The following is a 17,280-nucleotide window of genomic DNA, read 5'->3' on the forward strand; positions in this document are numbered from 1 at the left end:
ACGAGGCGATTATTGTTTATTGAAAGCAATGGCATTGGCTAAGGCTTGTTTGACCGGCTCTATGCCAGTGCCACCTAAGATTTGGCGTTTATTAACCAAATATTCCAACTGTAAAATGCCATATACATCGTCTTCAATTAAGGCCGAATACTTTTTAAGTTCAGTTAAACTGAGTTCTTCGATGGCTTTTTTCTGTGCAAGGGCACCCAGTACCACTTGACCTGAAATATCATGTGCCGTTCTAAAGGGAATGCCCTTTGCCACTAAATAATCCGCTAACTCTGTGGCATTGGCATAACCTTCACGGGCGGCTTTGGCGCAGCGCTCTTTATCTAGTTTGATGGTGTCGATCACTTCACTGGCAATGCATAAACAAATATGCCACTGGGTCATTGCATCAAATAGGCCTTCTTTGTCTTCTTGCATGTCTTTGTTATAGGCCAGAGGTAGACCCTTCATGGTCACTAACATGGCTTGCAAGCTACCGAACACACGACCACATTTACCGCGGATCAGTTCCAGTGCATCTGGATTTTTCTTCTGTGGCATCAGTGATGAGCCAGACGTCACTTGGTCACCTAAGGTAATAAAACCCGCTTCCCCGGTATTAAAGAAAATTAAGTCTTCTGCCATACGCGACAAATGCATCATGCTAGTACTGGCAGCGAATAGTGTTTCCAATACGTAGTCACGGTCTGAAACCGCATCTAAGCTATTTAAACATGGGCTATCAAAACCGAGTTCAGCGGCTATTTCATAACGGTCTATGGGATAGGTTGTGCCTGCTAACGCACCACTGCCCAAAGGGCACTGATTTAAACGCACTTTAAGATCGTGTAAACGACTCAAATCGCGTTTAAACATTTCAACATAAGCTAAACACCAGTGCGGGTAGCGCACTGGTTGAGCCCGTTGCAAATGGGTATAACCAGGTAAAATGACATCTAGATTAGACTCAGCGGTATTGAGCAATGAGCCAATAACCTGATGTAAATCTTGACTTAGTAATTCAACATGCTCGCGACACCACAAACGAAAATCAGTGGCAACCTGATCATTGCGGCTGCGACCCGTGTGAAGTTTGCGTGCCACATCGCCTAATTGTTCAATAAGGGTAGCTTCAACAAAACTATGAATGTCTTCCTCACTACTTGCATCAAAATCAAGCTCACCCGCATTGGCTTTAACTAATAAGGTATTTAAAGCACTTTCGAGCTGATTTTGCTCGTCTTGGCTGATGACCCCAGCTTTGCAAATAGCGCGTGACCATACAATAGAGCCACGGATATCTTGGCTGGCTAAGGCTCGGTCAAAGGGAAACGAATCGTTTACCCGTCTGAACATTGCACTGCTGCCATCTTGAAATCGACCACCCCATAAACTCATTAGGCTTTACCTGCTTTAAGGGCGCGAGCTTTTTGGTTAAGTGTGCTAATACGACTTGATAAGCTATACAAACGAATGAATCCCTCGGCATGGCTTTGGTCGTAAACGTCATCGGCACCAAAAGTGGCAAAGTCTTCTGAATATAGACTGTTAGGTGAACGGCGTTGTACCACTGTCGCTTGACCTTTATATAATTTCACGACGATGTCACCAGTCACTTTTTTGGCAAAAGAGGCGGCACCGGCCAATAAGGCATCATTCAATGGTGTGAACCATCGGCCGTCATACATAACATGTGAAAACTCTAAGCCAATTTGTTCACGGTATTTTAAGGCTGCTTTGTCCAATACAAGGGTTTCTAGAGCTTTATAAGCCGCAATAATTACCGTGCCTCCCGGGGTTTCATAACAACCACGAGACTTCATGCCAACCAAGCGGTTTTCTACGATGTCAATACGACCGACGCCATGTGCACCAGCAATAGCGTTTAATTTTATGACGGCTTGATAAGGTGACAACGCTTCACCATTAACGGCGATCAATTTACCTGCGTCAAAACTCAACATCACTCGTTCAGCTTGATCAGGTGCATCTTCAGGATCAGTGGTTAACGTCCATACACCTTTGCTTGGCTCACACCATGGGTCCTCTAACTCTCCACCTTCGTGGCTTATGTGCCAAGCGTTAGCATCGCGGCTATAGATTTTGGTGGCAGAAGCGGTGGTTTTAATATCACGCGCGGCCAAATAAGCTAACAAATCTTCCCGTGATACCATGTCCCACTCTCTCCAAGGGGCAATCACGGTTAACTCAGGTGCTAGGGCAGCAAAGGTGCCTTCAAAACGTACTTGGTCATTACCCTTACCGGTACAACCATGGCATAGGGCATCAGCCCCTACTTTTAATGCGAGCTCAACTTGAGCTTTGGCAATAATTGGCCGTGCCATTGACGTGCCCAACAAGTATTCACCTTCATAGACAGCACCTGTGGTGATAGTCGGGAATACATAGTCAGCGATAAACTCTTCTTTAAGATCAACGATGTAACATTCGCTAGCACCGGTTTTTAAGGCTTTTTCACGCAAACCCACTAATTCTTCTTCACCCTGACCGACGTCAGCAGCAAAGGCAATGATTTCACAACCCTCATAGTTTTCAAGTAACCAAGGGATAATTGCAGAGGTATCTAAACCACCAGAATAAGCGAGTACCACTTTTTTAATTTGTTTTTTGGCCATTGTTATTTGTTCCTGCTCTGAGTCGTTTTCTAAAGGTAATTGAGTTTAGTTAGCGGGCTTAAAATTAGCCGCTAATAATTGTACTAAGATGGCATTTTGCCCATGCATACGATTTTCTGCTTGCTGCATGAGTAACGATTTTTCACCGTCAATAAGACTGCCACTGATTTCTAAATCACGATGTGCTGGTTGACAGTGCATCACATAATCTGCGCCTGTGAGTTCCATCAGTGCCTCATCAATTTTATAAGGGTCAAATACCGACTTTATTTGTTCTATGGGAGTAGTGTCACCCATGGATATCCACGTATCGGTATACAATACCTGCGCACCGATAGCGGCATTAATATCGGTGCTAACCGTTAATTTCCCACCAAATTGTGTTGCACGTTGTTGGGTTAATTTTACAATTTCAGCATCAACTTCATAACCTGGAGGGGTAATAACAATCACTTCACAGCCAAGGGCAACGCCAACTAACATTAGAGAGTGGGTGACATTGTTACCATCGCCAATATAAGCGAGTTTTACCTGACTTAGTTCAGGGTAATGTTCACTGATGGTTAAATAATCTGCTACGGCTTGGCAAGGGTGATATTTATCACACAGTGCATTAATGACCGGCACCTTTGCTGACTCCGCTAGCTCTTCTAGGGTAGAGTGTGAGAACACCCGAGCCACGATGGCATCAGCCCAACAGGCCAAATTAGCTCCCATGTCTTTCACATCTTCACGACCCGCCAATTTATTTGACTGGCTATCTAAATAGACTAAATGTCCGCCTAACTTATGAATACCAATATCAAAACTGACACGGGTGCGTAGGGATGGCTTTTCAAATAGTGCCACTATGGATTGACCATCTAAGGCCTTACGATACCCTTTTGGATTGCTTTTTATCGTTTTAGCTAAAGTCAGTAACTGTTCTAACGATGTTTTATTCCAATCCTTCAGAGTCAGTAAATCCTGTTTCATTAATCTGCCTTTTAATTTATTTTAAATGTTGAGACGCACTGAGCGCAGGTGAAATTTTTGTACCTACAGGCTCATTATGCAAAAAACCTAATAATTCATTTGTTGATTTCCAGCTGGCAATAGTCACACTGCGGCCTAAGCTTTGTGCGGCGATCAATGCTGCTTGTACTTTAACAATCATACCATCACGGATCACGCCATTTTCAATCAGTTCATTTATCTGATCGTGATCCAGCTTTTCAAGTAAGCTGTGATCGGCGTCAAGTACGCCGGGTACATCTGACAGTAAAATAAGTTCTGCCTTGAGCAATTGCGCGATAACCGTAGCGGCTTGATCTGCATTTATGTTGAGCAGTTGTCCGTTTTGATCTGCTCCGATAGAGCTAATAATAGGTAGCATTTCATTGCTAACCAAAAGCTGCAATAACATGGGATCGCCGGCCACCACAGAGCCTACTCTACCAAGTTCTGGGTTGAGTACGTTGCCAATACACATTTTACCATCAGCGAGACTAAGACCTACAGGGTTTAAGCCTGCTTTAAGTGCCAAACCACAGAGTTGCTTATTCGCTGTACCCGCCAGCGCTCCTGCAATATAAGGCATTTGTTCCTCAGGAGTTACTCGCAGCCCTTTAACTTTTACACTAGTTAAATTAAGGGCCGCCAATAACTCCTCGACCATGGGGCCACCGCCATGTACTAACACAACACAGACTTCTTCTTGCAGCTTTTTAATTGTATGGAGTAAGGCTAAAGCAAGATCGTCGGCTTGCATAAAAGCCCCACCTACTTTAATGACTAAGGTTTTCATATTTTCAACCTACCAAATCCTGATGACTTTTAAAACCAAAGCGCAAATTAGCACATTGCATCGCTTGTGAAGCAGCACCTTTTAATAAATTATCAATGGCACTGCCAATAACAAGATAAGCGCTTTGCTGATCATACTTCCAAAATAAGTCACAAAAAGGACTGTGGGCAACATCGTCAATTTTTGGCCATGAATTGCGTAAACGCACGATAGGATTATCACCATAAGCGTGAATATAGGCCTGATTGATTTGTTCTACGCTGACGTTTTCCGCTATCTTGACCGTAATGGTGGCCAGTATTCCGCGCTTAAAATTACCTAAATGTGGCGTGAAAATAACCTCTGCACCTAAATAACAGGCGATTTCTGGTTGATGCCTATGTCCAAGTACTCCATAAGCCTGCAGACTAACCTCAGTAAAGCTGCTGTTTAATGCGGCTTTGCGACCGGCTCCCGAGACGCCAGAAACAGCATTGATAATGGGGCGATGCTCAGGATTGAGCAAACCCGCTTCTTGCAGTGGTTTTAGTGCGGTTAATGACGCAGTGGGGTAACAACCCGGAACAGCCACTAAGTCAGCTGTCTTAATGGCTTCTTGATGCCAATCGGCGAGGCCATAAACCGCTTTTTGCAACCAATGATCTTGGGTGTTCTCGAAGCCGTAATACTGGGCGAAAACCGTTTGGTCTTTTAAACGAAAGGCACCAGATAAATCAATGATAACCGCTCTGTTGCCTGCTAATTTATCCATCCATTCGTGACTAGCTTCATGGGGAGTTGCTAAAAAAATAATGTCCATTTCATTAGCGAGTTGAGTCATATCTGTTAGCTTTATTGGCAGCAAAGGTAGGTCAATCTGGCCGAATAAAAAACCATGAAGATCCCCGATGGTTTTGTGGGCATCTTGACTATTCTCAGACACATACAAAGCGCACAATTCAAATTTACTGTGGTGTTTTAGCAATAGTGCTAGTTCTGCGCCTGTATAACCACTTGCGCCGACAATACATGTTTTGAGCATTAAATATTCTCTTTTTACCATTATAAAGTATCAACAAAAAAATCACTCCTTAGCTTTGAGCGTTAATCTCAAAGCTAAGGGGTGTGCTAAACGCAATCAGACGTCGACTATCGTCGATACAACTCGCTGGCGAAGCTAGGCAGGGAAATATTTGATGAAATGAATGTTACCATATTCGTTATGAAACCAAATTAAGCTAAAATAGCGTTTATAGACCAAAAGGTTATAAACTGTGTTAACAACCGCATTGACAGTAGAATGCCATATGCGGGATAGTTATGCAATAAAAGTGAATAAATATATATGCAGGGGCTTATGCAACATTCTTCTTTCTTAGAACACTACACCCAAATCATTAATACCCCTTCCATCAGCGCTTTTGATGAAAAAATAGACATGTCGAATCGCGCTATTATTGACTTGTTAGCGACGTGGTTAGCCGACTTTGGTTTTTCAATAAATATTCAGTCTGTGCCTGGTACCAATAACAAATTTAATATGTTGGCTCAATTGGGTTCAGGCGAAGGCGGCTTATTACTTTGCGGTCATTCCGATACTGTGCCCTTTGATGAAGGGCGTTGGCAATCTGATCCTTTTTCTTTAACACAACGCGAGGACAAGATTTATGGTTTAGGTACCTGTGACATGAAAGGGTTTTTTGCTTTTATTTTAGAAGCATTAAAAAACCTACCATTGAAGCAGCTAACAAAACCACTCTACATACTAGCCAGTGCCGATGAGGAGACCTCGATGGCAGGAGCGCGGTTTTTTGCACAACAGCAGCTCATCAAACCGGATATGGCCATTATTGGTGAGCCAACTGAATTAGTACCTATTTTTAAACACAAAGGTCATATTGCACAAAGTCTTAATATTACCGGCAAAGCTGGCCATTCGAGCGATCCTGCCAAAGGCGTTAATGCCATTGAGATTATGTATCAAGCGATAGGCCAGTTGTTGGAACTGCAGGAAAAGTTAAAGGCAAAATATCATGATGACGCGTTTAGTGTTCCTCATGTGACCATGAATTTGGGGCATATTCATGGTGGCGATGGTGAAAATCGTATCTGTGGCCAATGTTTGCTCAACTTTGATTTACGTGCTGTACCAGAACTCAGTGATGAAGAAGCGCTGGCCATGATAGAGGCAGCCCTAACACCAGTCCGCGAGCGTTTTCCAACGCGTCTCAGTTTGGACTTGATGTACCCTACTGCACCGTCATTTGCCTGTAAAGATGAGCAAAATATCATTGAATTAGCGGAACGATTAAGTGGCAAAAAAGCGAAAAGTGCCAATTATGCGACCGAGGCACCATTTATCAATCTGCTAGGCTGCGATACCTTAGTACTGGGCCCAGGTAGTATTGACCAAGCCCATCAACCTGATGAGTTTATGTCTTTGGCTTATGTTGAGCCTACGGTGAATCTATTACAGCAATTTATTCAGCGTATATGCATGAACAACTAGTTTTATTCTGATTCGCTCAGGCTTCTCCAGCACAAGCGCACAACGCCGAATGTGACGTAAAATAGTAGACGACTATATTACTCGCAATAACACAGCACGAAGATAATGTTCTGGGTATGAGGTTTAAAGCAATGTACATAAAATATTTATTTGTCTATTTTGGGGTGTGAACTACTAAGATTTTATGATCAAATTCAATGTCAATTAATGCGTCATCAGGCTGCCACTGAGAATAGTCCTTTGTCAAAGGACTAAGTCGGGCAGGCTCTATACAATCTTTAATTTATGGATTTTTATTTTTATAAAAGGGTGTTGTCAGTATGCAAAAAACGATTGCTCTAGTAGCACATGATCATAAAAAACCGGATTTAGTTGCCTGGGCTTTACAACATAAAAGTGAGCTCAGCAAACATCGCTTGGTCGCAACGGGCACTACGGGAGGCTTGATTGCCAAGCAGCTAAGTCTTGATGTGCATTGTTTTAAAAGCGGACCATTAGGCGGTGATCAGCAAATAGGCGCTTTAATTGCTGAAAACAAGCTCGACTGTTTGGTGTTTTTTTGGGACCCCTTGAATCCTGCACCCCACGATCCTGATGTAAAAGCGCTGTTACGTTTGTGTTCGGTATGGAATGTGCCTGTTGCCTGTAATATCTCAACTGCCGATATGCTAATTACGTCACCGCTTTTTTTTGATGGACGATATCAGCGACATTTACCCAGTTTTTAATTTGGCAATAAAGGGCTTCTAGGATTTTTGGTCAACGCTTTATTGCTTGTCTTTGCGCATAATCCACTCCAAGGTACGTATACTTATGTAAAGCTTGTGTAAATGTTCCATGCCTGTGCATTGGAGCAGGGTTATAATTCCCTCCATTGCCAGGTAAATAGGAAAGATGCGCTCTAACGGCACAAGAAGTCCATGAAAACAAAACAGTTATTATTAATTGATGATGATATTGAATTTACTGATTTACTCATTCAATATTTGAGTCCCCAAGGTTATCAAATTGACGTCAGTCATACTGGTGTGTGTGGCCTACAAAAGGCAACAAACAGCAAACACTACGATCTCATTTTACTGGATGTTATGTTGCCTCAAATGGATGGTTTTGAGGTATTAAAACGTCTGCGCTTAAGTCACCATACTCCAGTCTTGATGTTGACAGCAAAAGGTGACGATTTCGATAAAATTTTTGGCCTAGAAATGGGCGCAGATGATTACTTACCCAAGCCCTTCAATCATCGCGAACTATCCGCTCGTATCAAAGCTATAGTCAGACGTATGGATATGCTGCCCAGTAGTTCGGTGCATCAAACATTAACCCTAGACGACGTTGTTATGTCCCCCTCAAACCAAAGCGTAATTTGTGCAGGTAAGGCCTTAGAACTAACCGGTACTGAATTTGCCATCTTACACTTATTGATGCTCAATCACGGCAATCTTGTGAGCAAAAATGACCTAAGTGAAAAAGTGTTGGGTAGAAAACTCCTTGCATTTGATCGCAGTATTGATATGCATGTGAGTAATATTAGACGCAAACTCGTCCAGCACAGTCAACCAGAAAAAATCAAAACTCATCGGGGTGCAGGGTATATTTATATGGTATATAAATGAAGTTTTTATCCCGCTTAAACCCCGCCAATCATTTATATATCAAGCTATTTTTATGGTTTTGGATAGCAACCGTTATAATGATGAGTGGCTCAATATGGATAATCAAGCTACTCAATGATGAAGTTCGTTTTGGCCCAATGCGACAAGCTGACGTCATTGAACTCAACAACTACACGCAAATTTTACAAGAAGCATTGGAGCGGCGAGGAGCAGGTACTGAAAAACTAGATAGAATATTGTTGCAAGTAAGTAAGCGGAATCAAATAGATCTAATTTTAGTCGATGTTGAGAATAACCGTCTTATCAACACACTACCGCCTCATGTGAAAATAAACGAAGATGCTTTTTTAAAACTGAGTCCCGCTGCATCAGCTATAAGTATTGATATTGGTTTAGGGACTTTTGTTGGCCCTAGTATCATAGTTAATAGTGGTAAGAGTTATTTACTTTTTGTAGGAAAACGCGCTCCACCGAGATTTATGGGCTCTTTTAAGCGTCAGAATCCCATGCTTATTCTCGCTATTTCTTTGGCTATTAGTGCTGTTTTATGTCTTTGGTTTGCACGCTCTCTAGTTAATCCTATCGAACAACTGCAGGAAGCGAGCAAACAAATGGCAGCAGGTAACCTAACTATTCGGGTAGGCAGTGCCAGTAAACGCCATGATGAAATTGGTCGTTTGGGCCGTGATTTTAACTATATGTCAGAGCAGGTAGAGCGTTTGATGGGCAGTCAAAAGCGGCTTCTTGCAGATATTTCACATGAGTTGCGTTCTCCCTTAGCTCGTTTGCAATTGTCTATTGGTATATTGCAGCAACAAAGTGAGGGCTTAAGTAATAAACCCATAGAAAGTAGTTTTTTACATTCTTCCGTGGCTCGAATAGAAAAAGAAGCTGGGCAAATTGAAAAGATGATTAGTCAGGTGCTTACGCTGTCTCGCTTGGATAATCCACAATCTATTATGCACAAAGACATCCTCGATATTCGGTCCTTGCTTGACCCGATCATTAGTGATGCAAGGTTTGAGGCCCAAGAGCAGAATAAAGAAGTGAGCTTTAACGCTACTAAAAATTATACAGTTGAAGGCGATAGCCAAATGTTAAGCAGTGCTATTGAAAACGTATTGCGTAACGCCATTTATTACGCCATTAGACAGGTGAATCTAGACTTTAGTCAGCAAGATCGTTACTTAAAAATAGTGATCTGTGATGATGGTAAAGGCATAGAACAAGAGCAGTTAAGTCGAGTATTCGAGCCTTTCTATCGCGAATCTCTAGCGAGAGATAGGGCTTCGGGCGGGGTAGGCTTAGGGCTTGCGATCGCACAACAAGCGATAACCCAGCATTCTGGTAGTATTCAAGCGCAAAATATACCACGCAGTGGTTTGCAAGTGACAATTCTTCTGCCATTGCATATAGCCTAGCTCATCTTTTTTGAATTAGATTTAGCTATTTGATTTTAGATAATTTACATTCATGCAACATATTGATATGTATACATTAAGCAACGTTTGATTGAAAAAAGAGGAAACCATGATTGTAGCAAAACTAATGAGTAAGCCCATTGTTACGGTAAGTCTCGATGATACTCTCAGAACGGTAAAACATATTTTTGAAAATGCAAAATTTCATCATTTGCTGGTGGTTGAGAAAGGCGTATTGTACGGTGTTATTTCAGACCGAGACTTATTAAAAGCAATCAGTCCTTTTATTGGTACTGTCAATGAAACTCCCCACGATACTGTGACTTTGAATCGCAAAGTGCATCAGATAATGACACGCAAACCTATAACTCTGACGGCAGATGCAGATATTTATAAGGCTATTAGTATATTTAATCGCTTTAGCATCTCTTGTATTCCTATCGTTGATGATAAGGAGCATCCAGTGGGAATCATAAGTTGGCGAGATATATTGCGCACACTTGAAATAAATCACGATAAAAAGATCAAAAAAGCGAATTAGTTTAGGCTAATCTTTTATGCTAAAAATCATCGTCAGCCACAGTTGTGCTTGCTACTATAAAGAGCTAATAAACCATCCAAAAGTTATTCATGAAGCATTCGTTTTTGTTGAGCATTGAAGATCAACTTATTGAATCATACCCAAGCAGTATTCAAGTGTTTTGGCAACACCAAGTACAACAAGGACAACTGTTTACTCACGACCAGCTCAATTTGGCTTATGCTTATGTGATTCATCCTCTGTCTATTGGTTCAATTGTTATTTCTTCGGGTCGAATTGAAGCCTACCTCAAATATAAAGAAGTAGTATTTGATCTCTACCAAAACGGTTATTCGGTATTTATTCATGACCATCGAGGTCAAGGTTTATCTACTCGAATGACAGATAATCCGCACATGGGTCATGTAGATGACTTCTCGGATTATATTGCTGATTTAGCTTTGTTTATGCAAAAAGTCGTCTTGCCTAACAGTCAACATCAGCCCAATCTACTCTGCCATTCTATGGGCAGTGCTATCGGTGCACTTTATTGTTTGGCCTATCCCAAGGATTTTAAACAGGTTGTATTTTTAGCGCCGATGTTCGGCATAAGGCCGGCCTTGCCATCTTGGCTAGCGGGATTGTTGATTAAGTCGCATTTTACCTTTGGTAAATTATTGGGGCGTCAATACGACTATTTTGTGGGGCAAAGCAATTATGTAAATCATGAATTTGCTAAAAATAGATTAACTCACAGTGAAGTTCGTTATGCTATCTTTCGCCAAGAATATCAAGATACCCCACAGATCCAACTTGGGGGAATCACTGGACATTGGTTACATGCTGCTGCGAAAGCGATGGATGAAATTGAAAATAGAGCCCATGAATGGCAGGTGCCAGCCCTAGTTATTCAAGCCGGTGCCGACCTTGTGGTTGATAACATTAGGCAAACAAAGGTTGTGGCAAAGTTAAATGCCTGCCAATTACAGGTCATTAGCGGAGCAAAACATGAGCTATTGATGGAGCAAGATCAGTTTCGTATTCCGACCTTACAAGGGGTGTTGGACTTTTTAGCTTAAGCTAAGCTCGCCTAAACCTTATTTGAGACTCAGGGCATTATGTTGTGCTGGGTTTAATTTTTTATAATTTGAGAGTCATCATTAGATGTTAGATATTGTTTTGTACCAACCTGAAATTCCGCCAAATACAGGCAATATTATTCGCCTGTGCGCTAATACAGGGTTTGCCTTGCATTTAATTGAACCGCTGGGATTCGATTGGGACGATAAAAAAGTTCGCCGTGCCGGCTTGGATTATCATGAATTTGCAAATGTGCAACGCTATGCTGATTTGTCTGCCTACATCTCTGCGCGCCAGCCGAATCGTATTTTTGCTTGTACCACTAAGGGTAAAGCCTATTTCACTGAAGCTAACTTTGAACAAGGAGATGCCTTATTATTTGGACCAGAAACACGCGGTCTACCTATGGACGTTATAGAGTCATTGCCAGCAGAACAGCGCTTGCGTATTCCTATGTTGGCCGAGAGTCGGAGTATGAATTTATCCAATGCGGTTTCGGTTTTCGTCTATGAAGCGTGGCGCCAGTTAAATTTTGCTGGAGCGGTTTAAAACCGTGCATATAGCTGCAAGATAGAAAAACCAACCACAGTTTACAACTGTGGTTGCTGAGTAGACTGCAATAATATCGTTTGACTATCGATGCGCTGGTGCTGAATTGCAAAGTTTTGCTCTAACGAGCTGAGTAATCCGTCAATATCATTGGTGCGAAATAACCCAGCTATCTGCACTTTTTTAAGTTGATTGTCGGCCAACTTGAATTGATAAGGCGTATAGCGACTCACTTCTTTGAGCGCCGTTTCTAATGTTTCACCTCTGAAAATCAGTTCACCTTGCTGCCAAGACAAATCTACCTCAATATCTGACGCTGGCAATGTCATAATCTGCGGTCTTTTGGCATTTAACTCAATTTTTTCGCCCTTTGACACCGCCAAAGAAGAGCTAGGTAGTCGCACGTCGCTCATACTTAATGGTGAAGATGACTGCTCAGTCTGATCAGCAACTAAGACCTTTCCCTCTGTGACAATCAGTTCTAGTTGAGCATCCTCTAACTGCACATTAAATGCGGTGCCAACAGCTTGAATGATCTTTCCTCCTGCATAAACACTCAAAGGTTGTTGAGTGTTATGGGCAACCGTAACGTGCAATTCGCCTTTGGTTAATTCAAACAAACGTTGTTTGTCGGTATAAGTGACCCGCAGTTGACTATTGGTATTGAGCACCACTTTGGTTTTATCTTGCAAATAAAAGACCGATTGTTCGCCTATTTTTGTGGTGTAGATGTTTTCTGAATAAACCTGTTGCGCAGTCACTGCAAAGGGAGCAAAAGCACCCCACTGATAGGTCGCGATAGACAAAATGCTAGCAAGTAATATACTCGCAGCGATTGCCCAGCGTGCGGTGTGGTGTTTGTGTGATTGCTCAGGTGAATGTGGTACAAGTTCACTCAGATTATTCAAGACATCCATTTTGTCCCATAAAGTCGCTATTTTAAGCAACATTTTTGGATGTTCAGTATCGAGTGCTAACCATTGTTCAAGTTCGACGGTTTCAGTGACACTTAATCCTCTGTCTAGCTTACTTATCCATTCACTCGATTCTGCTATATATTTTTCATCCGACTTTAACGGGTATACATTACTCATTGACTTTTCCCCCGTTTGCTCAGATTGTTGTTAGTGACAACGCTTGCTTCACTTTCTTGTTGCAACATAAAAGCAGCACAGCGTTTTAAGCCATCTGCAATGTGTTTTTCAACTGTACTTTCACTTATCGACAATTCCTTGGCAATTTCTTTTTGCGAGTATCCATATACTTTTTTTAGTACAAAAACACGTCTGCATTGCACCGGTAAACGTCTTACGCTCTCACAAAAGTGAGCAAACTCTTCGTTACTGGCCGCTTCTTCGAACAATGGGTCTTTGTCTGAATGACCATTCGCATCGTACTGTTCTTCACTCTCAATGCCATCAGTTAAACGAGTTTCAGCTTTTTTTATATAGTCTAAGGCCAAATTACGCGCGGTCTTCATGATAAAAGCATTGGTTTTTGTTATGGCATCATGATTGTCTAATTGACAAATTCGCACATAGGTTTCTTGCACTATGTCTTCAATTTCTTTTGGCGGTACCATGCGCGACACCATACGTGCCACATTGGCTTTTGCTGCCATAAAGATAGCGAACAAGCCAGATTTTTCGAAATCAGGGTGAGCCATAGTTGTCCATTTAATATTGCCTTCAAGCCTAAGACGAATGAGCGAATGAATTCCGCTAGATAAACTGAGTGAATTAATTGAGTTATTATTTAGTAAAAAAATAATCTATCAATATCAATAGTTTAATTTATGTGGCCGCAGAGACTTTATTTATGGGTTTAGGTATGATTAATGTAATTAACTTGTTAAATTATGCCACTGTTATTGACTGTTGTGAATGGCTACTTAAGCCTTAGAATGACAACCCTCGCTTGGTTGATATAAAGTAATAAATAGTTTCTTGTTGGTGCTATTTACTAGAGTAATCGCCAGTATCACCTGATGTCCCTTAGATTTTTGAGTACTAATTACTTTGCCAGTAAAGATCAATAAAACTTGTTTTTATCTTCCTGAGATAGGGGCTACCCTGCGTCCAAGTTTTTCAGCGCATCGCTGGTTATTAATAGGTAGCCTGCTGTGTGTCGTGCCTGATACTTTCGGCCAACCATTAACCCAGCCTGATCTTACACATGCCTGTGCAGTGAACTTTTCAATAGACACTAAAACAGCTGATGAAGCCTTGATTGAATTTGCAAAACAAACTGACTTAACGGTGATGTTTCCTTTTAATAAAGTCAAAACCAGTGTCGCTAATGCCTTATACGGCAAATATTGCCCAGCGCAGGCAATTGAATTGTTATTGTCTAACACTGGCCTTGTCGCTGAATTTAGTAACAAGGGCTCGTTGGTGATTAAAACACTAGAGGATTATCAAGCCGAACAACAAAAAGATCTATTTGATAAAGTTATCGAATTATTCAGCAATGAGACTGAAAGTATGATGACCTATCCGCAGTTTGAAGAGTCTGATTACGAACTGATTTTGGTTAAAGGTATGCGGGCGAGTGCCCAACGTGCTGTGGATATCAAACAAAATTCCCATGAAGTAGTTGATGCGATCAAAGCAGAAGATATCGGTAAATTTCCTGATTTGAATTTAGCCGAATCACTGCAACGTTTAACTGGGGTCTCTATCGATAGGTCAGAAGGTGAGGGGCAGTTTGTTACTGTTCGTGGTTTTGGTCCACAATTTAACACTGTACTGACCAACGGTCGCAAACTAGCTACTGACAATCAAGGACGCGAATTCAGTTTTGATACACTCGCTGCAGAACTTGTCAGCGGGGTACGTGTAAGTAAAACTTTTTCGGCGGCAACTCAATCTGGAGGAATTGGCTCAACAATTAATATTGAAACCGCTCGGCCCTTCAGTCAACGTGGATTTAAGGTTGCGGGCAGTGTTAAAGCCATGTTGGATAGCAACAGCGAGCAATTTACGCCACAAGGTACATTATTAATTAGCCATAGTAATGAGCAGTTTGGTTGGTTGTTATCTCTGTCTCAGCAACAGCACAAAGCAAGAATTAATGAAGTTCAAACTGATGGGTGGTTACTGAATACTAATATACCCTCAGAGCAATTAACCACTACCAGTGAAAATATTTTTGTACCGCGTAATTATGATCAACGAGTCAGGTTTGACGAACGCACCCGCAGCGGCGGAACCCTAGTACTGCAATATCGGCCAAGCCCAGATACTGAGATCAGTTTAGACTACTTAAGTTCTAGCTTTAATGTCAAAACCCAATCTACATCAATGGGACATTGGTTTACTTCGAGTAATCTTGAGGATGTCGTTACCGATGAGGTAGGCACCGTAGTAGAGTTTTCACAAAATATAGGGCATGCGACTGATTTTCACTCTCGTACCTTTGATCGGCCGTCTAACATGCGTGCTTTAGGTCTCAATTTTGATTGGCAAGCGACGACAAATTTAGCCATTAATTTTGATGCTTCTTTGTCGGCTGCGAGTATCAACGATACGCAAGGCGCAGCTAATGCGCTCTCACTAGTTGGTTACTTAAATCGATCTCACTTTGATCATACTGCTAATAATATTCTGCCTAGTATTTCCGGATTTGCTGAAGCCGATCCTTCGATTGCCAATGCTGAAGGCCAAGTAACGGGCGTATCAAACTATCTTGATCCGGCTAATGGTAAGGCTCACGTTATGTTAAGGCGTGGCTGGAATCTACGTGATGATCTTAATCAATTTCGTAGCGATGCACGTTGGGAAACAGAGAGACAAGATCTCACAGCCGTGTCTTTTGGCGTGATGTTAAGTCAACAGACCAAACAAATTGAGCGCTGGGACAACGAATATAACTTTGTTCACTGCGCCTTCTGTGGTTATTTCACTGAGCCGGATTTGCCGGATGAATTTCAACAGGTCTTTGATGCTGGAGATGACTTTCTAGCCGGTATAAGTGGTAATCAGAATATACCCCATACATGGCTTAAGCATGATGGTGAAAGGGTTTTTGCCTTTCTAGAATCGATCAGTGACGTTAATTTCAATGCAGTCAAACGAGATAGTTCCTTTACTTTGCAAGAAAACGTCCATGCCGCTTATCTAGATTTCAGCTTTGCTAGTCAATTACTCGGACGAGATCTAAGTATAAATAGTGGTGTTAGAATTGAACATACTCGCGCTACTGTCGACGGGATTGAAGCTGATTTATTAGCCCTGACGGTACTCGACCAAACTGAACTGGGTCAGGTTTATTCTAACCCCAGACCGATTATGCAAGCTGTCACTTATCAGCATTGGCTGCCTAGTTTTACGGCAAGATGGGAATTAGCTGATGAAATTAGCGCGCGTCTTGCCCTTTCCCGCAGCATCACCCGACCCACCATAAGCCAGATGTCACCTAGTCGTACTATTCATACTACGCGGCAAGGTGGTGATCTTCGTGTTAGTTCGGGGAATCCTGCCCTACAAGCCTTTGAATCTAATAATTTTGACCTAGCATTAGAATGGTATTTTGCGCCTTCGAGTTATATGTCACTCAATTACTTTCGTAAAAAAGTAGATAATTTTATTGTTAGTCAAACTACAAAAATTTCGATCAATCAGGTGACAGACCCTAGCACGGGAACCAATCCAAGTGCGGCAGATACGGATGATAAAATCGCGATATTTGAATTAACACAGCCGATAAATAGTGAGACGGCTACGGTTAAAGGTTGGGAGTTAGCGTTTCAATATGACTTTCTTTCCGGGTTTGGCCTGCTAGCGAATGCCACCTTTGTTGACAGCAATGCAACACTTGATAGCTACGATATCAGCCAGAAATTTGCACTAACCGGTTTGAGCAACTCACAGAACCTAATTCTGTATTACGAGTTAGATCCGGTTCAAATTCGTTTGGCTTGGAATCAACGCGATGGTTTTTTACAATCGCTCACCCAAATACAGGGAGGAGAGCCGACTATTGTCAGCCCTTATGAGCAAATTGATATGAGCGCCAGCTATGCTCTAAATGAGCACATTACGCTATTTTTAGAAGGCGTAAATTTAACTCAGGAAAGTGTGCATAAACATGGGCGATTTGACAACCAACTATTATTGGTACAGCAGCCAGGCGCACGTTATACCTTTGGTGTTAGAGGCAGTTTTTAAGTACAACTATCACTGTTTGCTGGGTCTT

General features: G+C 41.9%; 15 protein-coding genes. 8 read left to right on the forward strand and 7 right to left on the reverse strand.

Going from position 1 to position 17,280, the window contains the following annotated elements; all coding sequences use genetic code 11:
- Nucleotides 1–9: 9 nt before the first annotated feature.
- Genes argH through argC form a run of 5 tightly spaced genes read right to left on the reverse strand, consistent with a single transcriptional unit; the run spans nt 10 to nt 5,431 of the window.
- On the reverse strand, nt 10–1,386 hold the full coding sequence (gene argH, locus ABKW31_RS17795) for an argininosuccinate lyase (RefSeq protein WP_348617935.1): 1,377 nt from the start codon (nt 1,384–1,386) through the stop codon (nt 10–12).
- Nucleotides 1,386–2,624 (reverse strand): argininosuccinate synthase, encoded by a 1,239-nt coding sequence (locus ABKW31_RS17800; protein WP_348617936.1) that lies wholly within the window; start codon nt 2,622–2,624, stop codon nt 1,386–1,388. Before ABKW31_RS17800 ends, argH begins: the two co-directional genes overlap by 1 nt.
- A gap of 45 nt (nt 2,625–2,669) precedes the next feature.
- On the reverse strand, nt 2,670–3,599 hold the full coding sequence (locus tag ABKW31_RS17805) for an ornithine carbamoyltransferase (protein ID WP_348617937.1): 930 nt from the start codon (nt 3,597–3,599) through the stop codon (nt 2,670–2,672).
- Nucleotides 3,600–3,615: 16 nt separating this feature from the next.
- The gene (argB, locus tag ABKW31_RS17810) at nt 3,616–4,410 is read right to left on the reverse strand and encodes an acetylglutamate kinase (RefSeq protein WP_348617938.1); all 795 of its coding nucleotides are present in this window, start codon (nt 4,408–4,410) and stop codon (nt 3,616–3,618) included.
- A 4-nt stretch (nt 4,411–4,414) separates the two neighbouring features.
- Entirely contained in the window at nt 4,415–5,431 is a 1,017-nt protein-coding gene (gene argC, locus ABKW31_RS17815; RefSeq protein WP_348617939.1) for an N-acetyl-gamma-glutamyl-phosphate reductase, read from the reverse strand.
- 315 nt (nt 5,432–5,746) lie between these two features.
- On the opposite strand from argC, the gene argE reads away from it, so the two are divergent.
- The 7 genes from argE to trmL all read left to right on the forward strand — a co-directional run bounded on the left by argE (nt 5,747) and on the right by trmL (nt 12,084).
- Nucleotides 5,747–6,898 (forward strand): acetylornithine deacetylase, encoded by a 1,152-nt coding sequence (argE, locus tag ABKW31_RS17820; RefSeq protein ID WP_348617940.1) that lies wholly within the window; start codon nt 5,747–5,749, stop codon nt 6,896–6,898.
- A 320-nt stretch (nt 6,899–7,218) separates the two neighbouring features.
- Complete coding sequence (locus ABKW31_RS17825) at nt 7,219–7,626, forward strand: methylglyoxal synthase (RefSeq protein ID WP_348617941.1); 408 nt, start codon at nt 7,219–7,221, stop codon at nt 7,624–7,626.
- A 192-nt stretch (nt 7,627–7,818) separates the two neighbouring features.
- Entirely contained in the window at nt 7,819–8,514 is a 696-nt protein-coding gene (locus ABKW31_RS17830; RefSeq protein ID WP_348617942.1) for a response regulator transcription factor, read from the forward strand.
- Nucleotides 8,511–9,935 carry an ATP-binding protein gene (locus ABKW31_RS17835; RefSeq protein WP_348617943.1) on the forward strand — a complete coding sequence of 475 codons (1,425 nt, stop codon included), beginning with the start codon at nt 8,511–8,513 and terminating at the stop codon, nt 9,933–9,935. The genes ABKW31_RS17830 and ABKW31_RS17835 overlap by 4 nt, the downstream gene beginning before the upstream one ends.
- A gap of 109 nt (nt 9,936–10,044) precedes the next feature.
- On the forward strand, nt 10,045–10,476 hold the full coding sequence (locus tag ABKW31_RS17840; RefSeq protein ID WP_348617944.1) for a CBS domain-containing protein: 432 nt from the start codon (nt 10,045–10,047) through the stop codon (nt 10,474–10,476).
- A gap of 89 nt (nt 10,477–10,565) precedes the next feature.
- Nucleotides 10,566–11,534, forward strand: coding sequence for an alpha/beta fold hydrolase (locus ABKW31_RS17845; RefSeq protein WP_348617945.1), 969 nt, complete (start codon nt 10,566–10,568; stop codon nt 11,532–11,534).
- Nucleotides 11,535–11,619: 85 nt separating this feature from the next.
- Nucleotides 11,620–12,084, forward strand: coding sequence for a tRNA (uridine(34)/cytosine(34)/5-carboxymethylaminomethyluridine(34)-2'-O)-methyltransferase TrmL (gene trmL / locus ABKW31_RS17850; RefSeq protein WP_348617946.1), 465 nt, complete (start codon nt 11,620–11,622; stop codon nt 12,082–12,084).
- A 41-nt stretch (nt 12,085–12,125) separates the two neighbouring features.
- On the opposite strand, the gene ABKW31_RS17855 is transcribed toward trmL, so the two are convergent.
- Nucleotides 12,126–13,178, reverse strand: a complete 1,053-nt coding sequence (locus tag ABKW31_RS17855; RefSeq protein WP_348617947.1) for a FecR domain-containing protein — start codon at nt 13,176–13,178, stop codon at nt 12,126–12,128.
- Nucleotides 13,175–13,750, reverse strand: a complete 576-nt coding sequence (locus tag ABKW31_RS17860) for an RNA polymerase sigma factor (RefSeq protein WP_348617948.1) — start codon at nt 13,748–13,750, stop codon at nt 13,175–13,177. The genes ABKW31_RS17855 and ABKW31_RS17860 overlap by 4 nt, the downstream gene beginning before the upstream one ends.
- 352 nt (nt 13,751–14,102) lie before the next feature.
- Between ABKW31_RS17860 and ABKW31_RS17865 the strand changes: the two genes are divergently transcribed.
- Entirely contained in the window at nt 14,103–17,252 is a 3,150-nt protein-coding gene (locus ABKW31_RS17865; protein ID WP_348617949.1) for a TonB-dependent receptor, read from the forward strand.
- Nucleotides 17,253–17,280 lie beyond the last annotated feature (28 nt).

Source organism: Paraglaciecola sp. 25GB23A (genome assembly GCF_040012495.1).
Classification (GTDB): Bacteria; Pseudomonadota; Gammaproteobacteria; order Enterobacterales; family Alteromonadaceae; genus Paraglaciecola.

What these genes read in the sequence shown, in the direction of transcription:
- argH (WP_348617935.1), bottom strand. Translation starts at nt 1,386, where the DNA reads ATGAGTTTATGGGGTGGTCGATTTCAAGATGGCAGCAGTGCAATGTTC.
- ABKW31_RS17800 (WP_348617936.1), bottom strand. Translation starts at nt 2,624, where the DNA reads ATGGCCAAAAAACAAATTAAAAAAGTGGTACTCGCTTATTCTGGTGGT.
- ABKW31_RS17805 (WP_348617937.1), bottom strand. Translation starts at nt 3,599, where the DNA reads ATGAAACAGGATTTACTGACTCTGAAGGATTGGAATAAAACATCGTTA.
- argB (WP_348617938.1), bottom strand. Translation starts at nt 4,410, where the DNA reads ATGAAAACCTTAGTCATTAAAGTAGGTGGGGCTTTTATGCAAGCCGAC.
- argC (WP_348617939.1), bottom strand. Translation starts at nt 5,431, where the DNA reads ATGCTCAAAACATGTATTGTCGGCGCAAGTGGTTATACAGGCGCAGAA.
- argE (WP_348617940.1), top strand. Translation starts at nt 5,747, where the DNA reads ATGCAACATTCTTCTTTCTTAGAACACTACACCCAAATCATTAATACC.
- ABKW31_RS17825 (WP_348617941.1), top strand. Translation starts at nt 7,219, where the DNA reads ATGCAAAAAACGATTGCTCTAGTAGCACATGATCATAAAAAACCGGAT.
- ABKW31_RS17830 (WP_348617942.1), top strand. Translation starts at nt 7,819, where the DNA reads ATGAAAACAAAACAGTTATTATTAATTGATGATGATATTGAATTTACT.
- ABKW31_RS17835 (WP_348617943.1), top strand. Translation starts at nt 8,511, where the DNA reads ATGAAGTTTTTATCCCGCTTAAACCCCGCCAATCATTTATATATCAAG.
- ABKW31_RS17840 (WP_348617944.1), top strand. Translation starts at nt 10,045, where the DNA reads ATGATTGTAGCAAAACTAATGAGTAAGCCCATTGTTACGGTAAGTCTC.
- ABKW31_RS17845 (WP_348617945.1), top strand. Translation starts at nt 10,566, where the DNA reads ATGAAGCATTCGTTTTTGTTGAGCATTGAAGATCAACTTATTGAATCA.
- trmL (WP_348617946.1), top strand. Translation starts at nt 11,620, where the DNA reads ATGTTAGATATTGTTTTGTACCAACCTGAAATTCCGCCAAATACAGGC.
- ABKW31_RS17855 (WP_348617947.1), bottom strand. Translation starts at nt 13,178, where the DNA reads ATGAGTAATGTATACCCGTTAAAGTCGGATGAAAAATATATAGCAGAA.
- ABKW31_RS17860 (WP_348617948.1), bottom strand. Translation starts at nt 13,750, where the DNA reads ATGGCTCACCCTGATTTCGAAAAATCTGGCTTGTTCGCTATCTTTATG.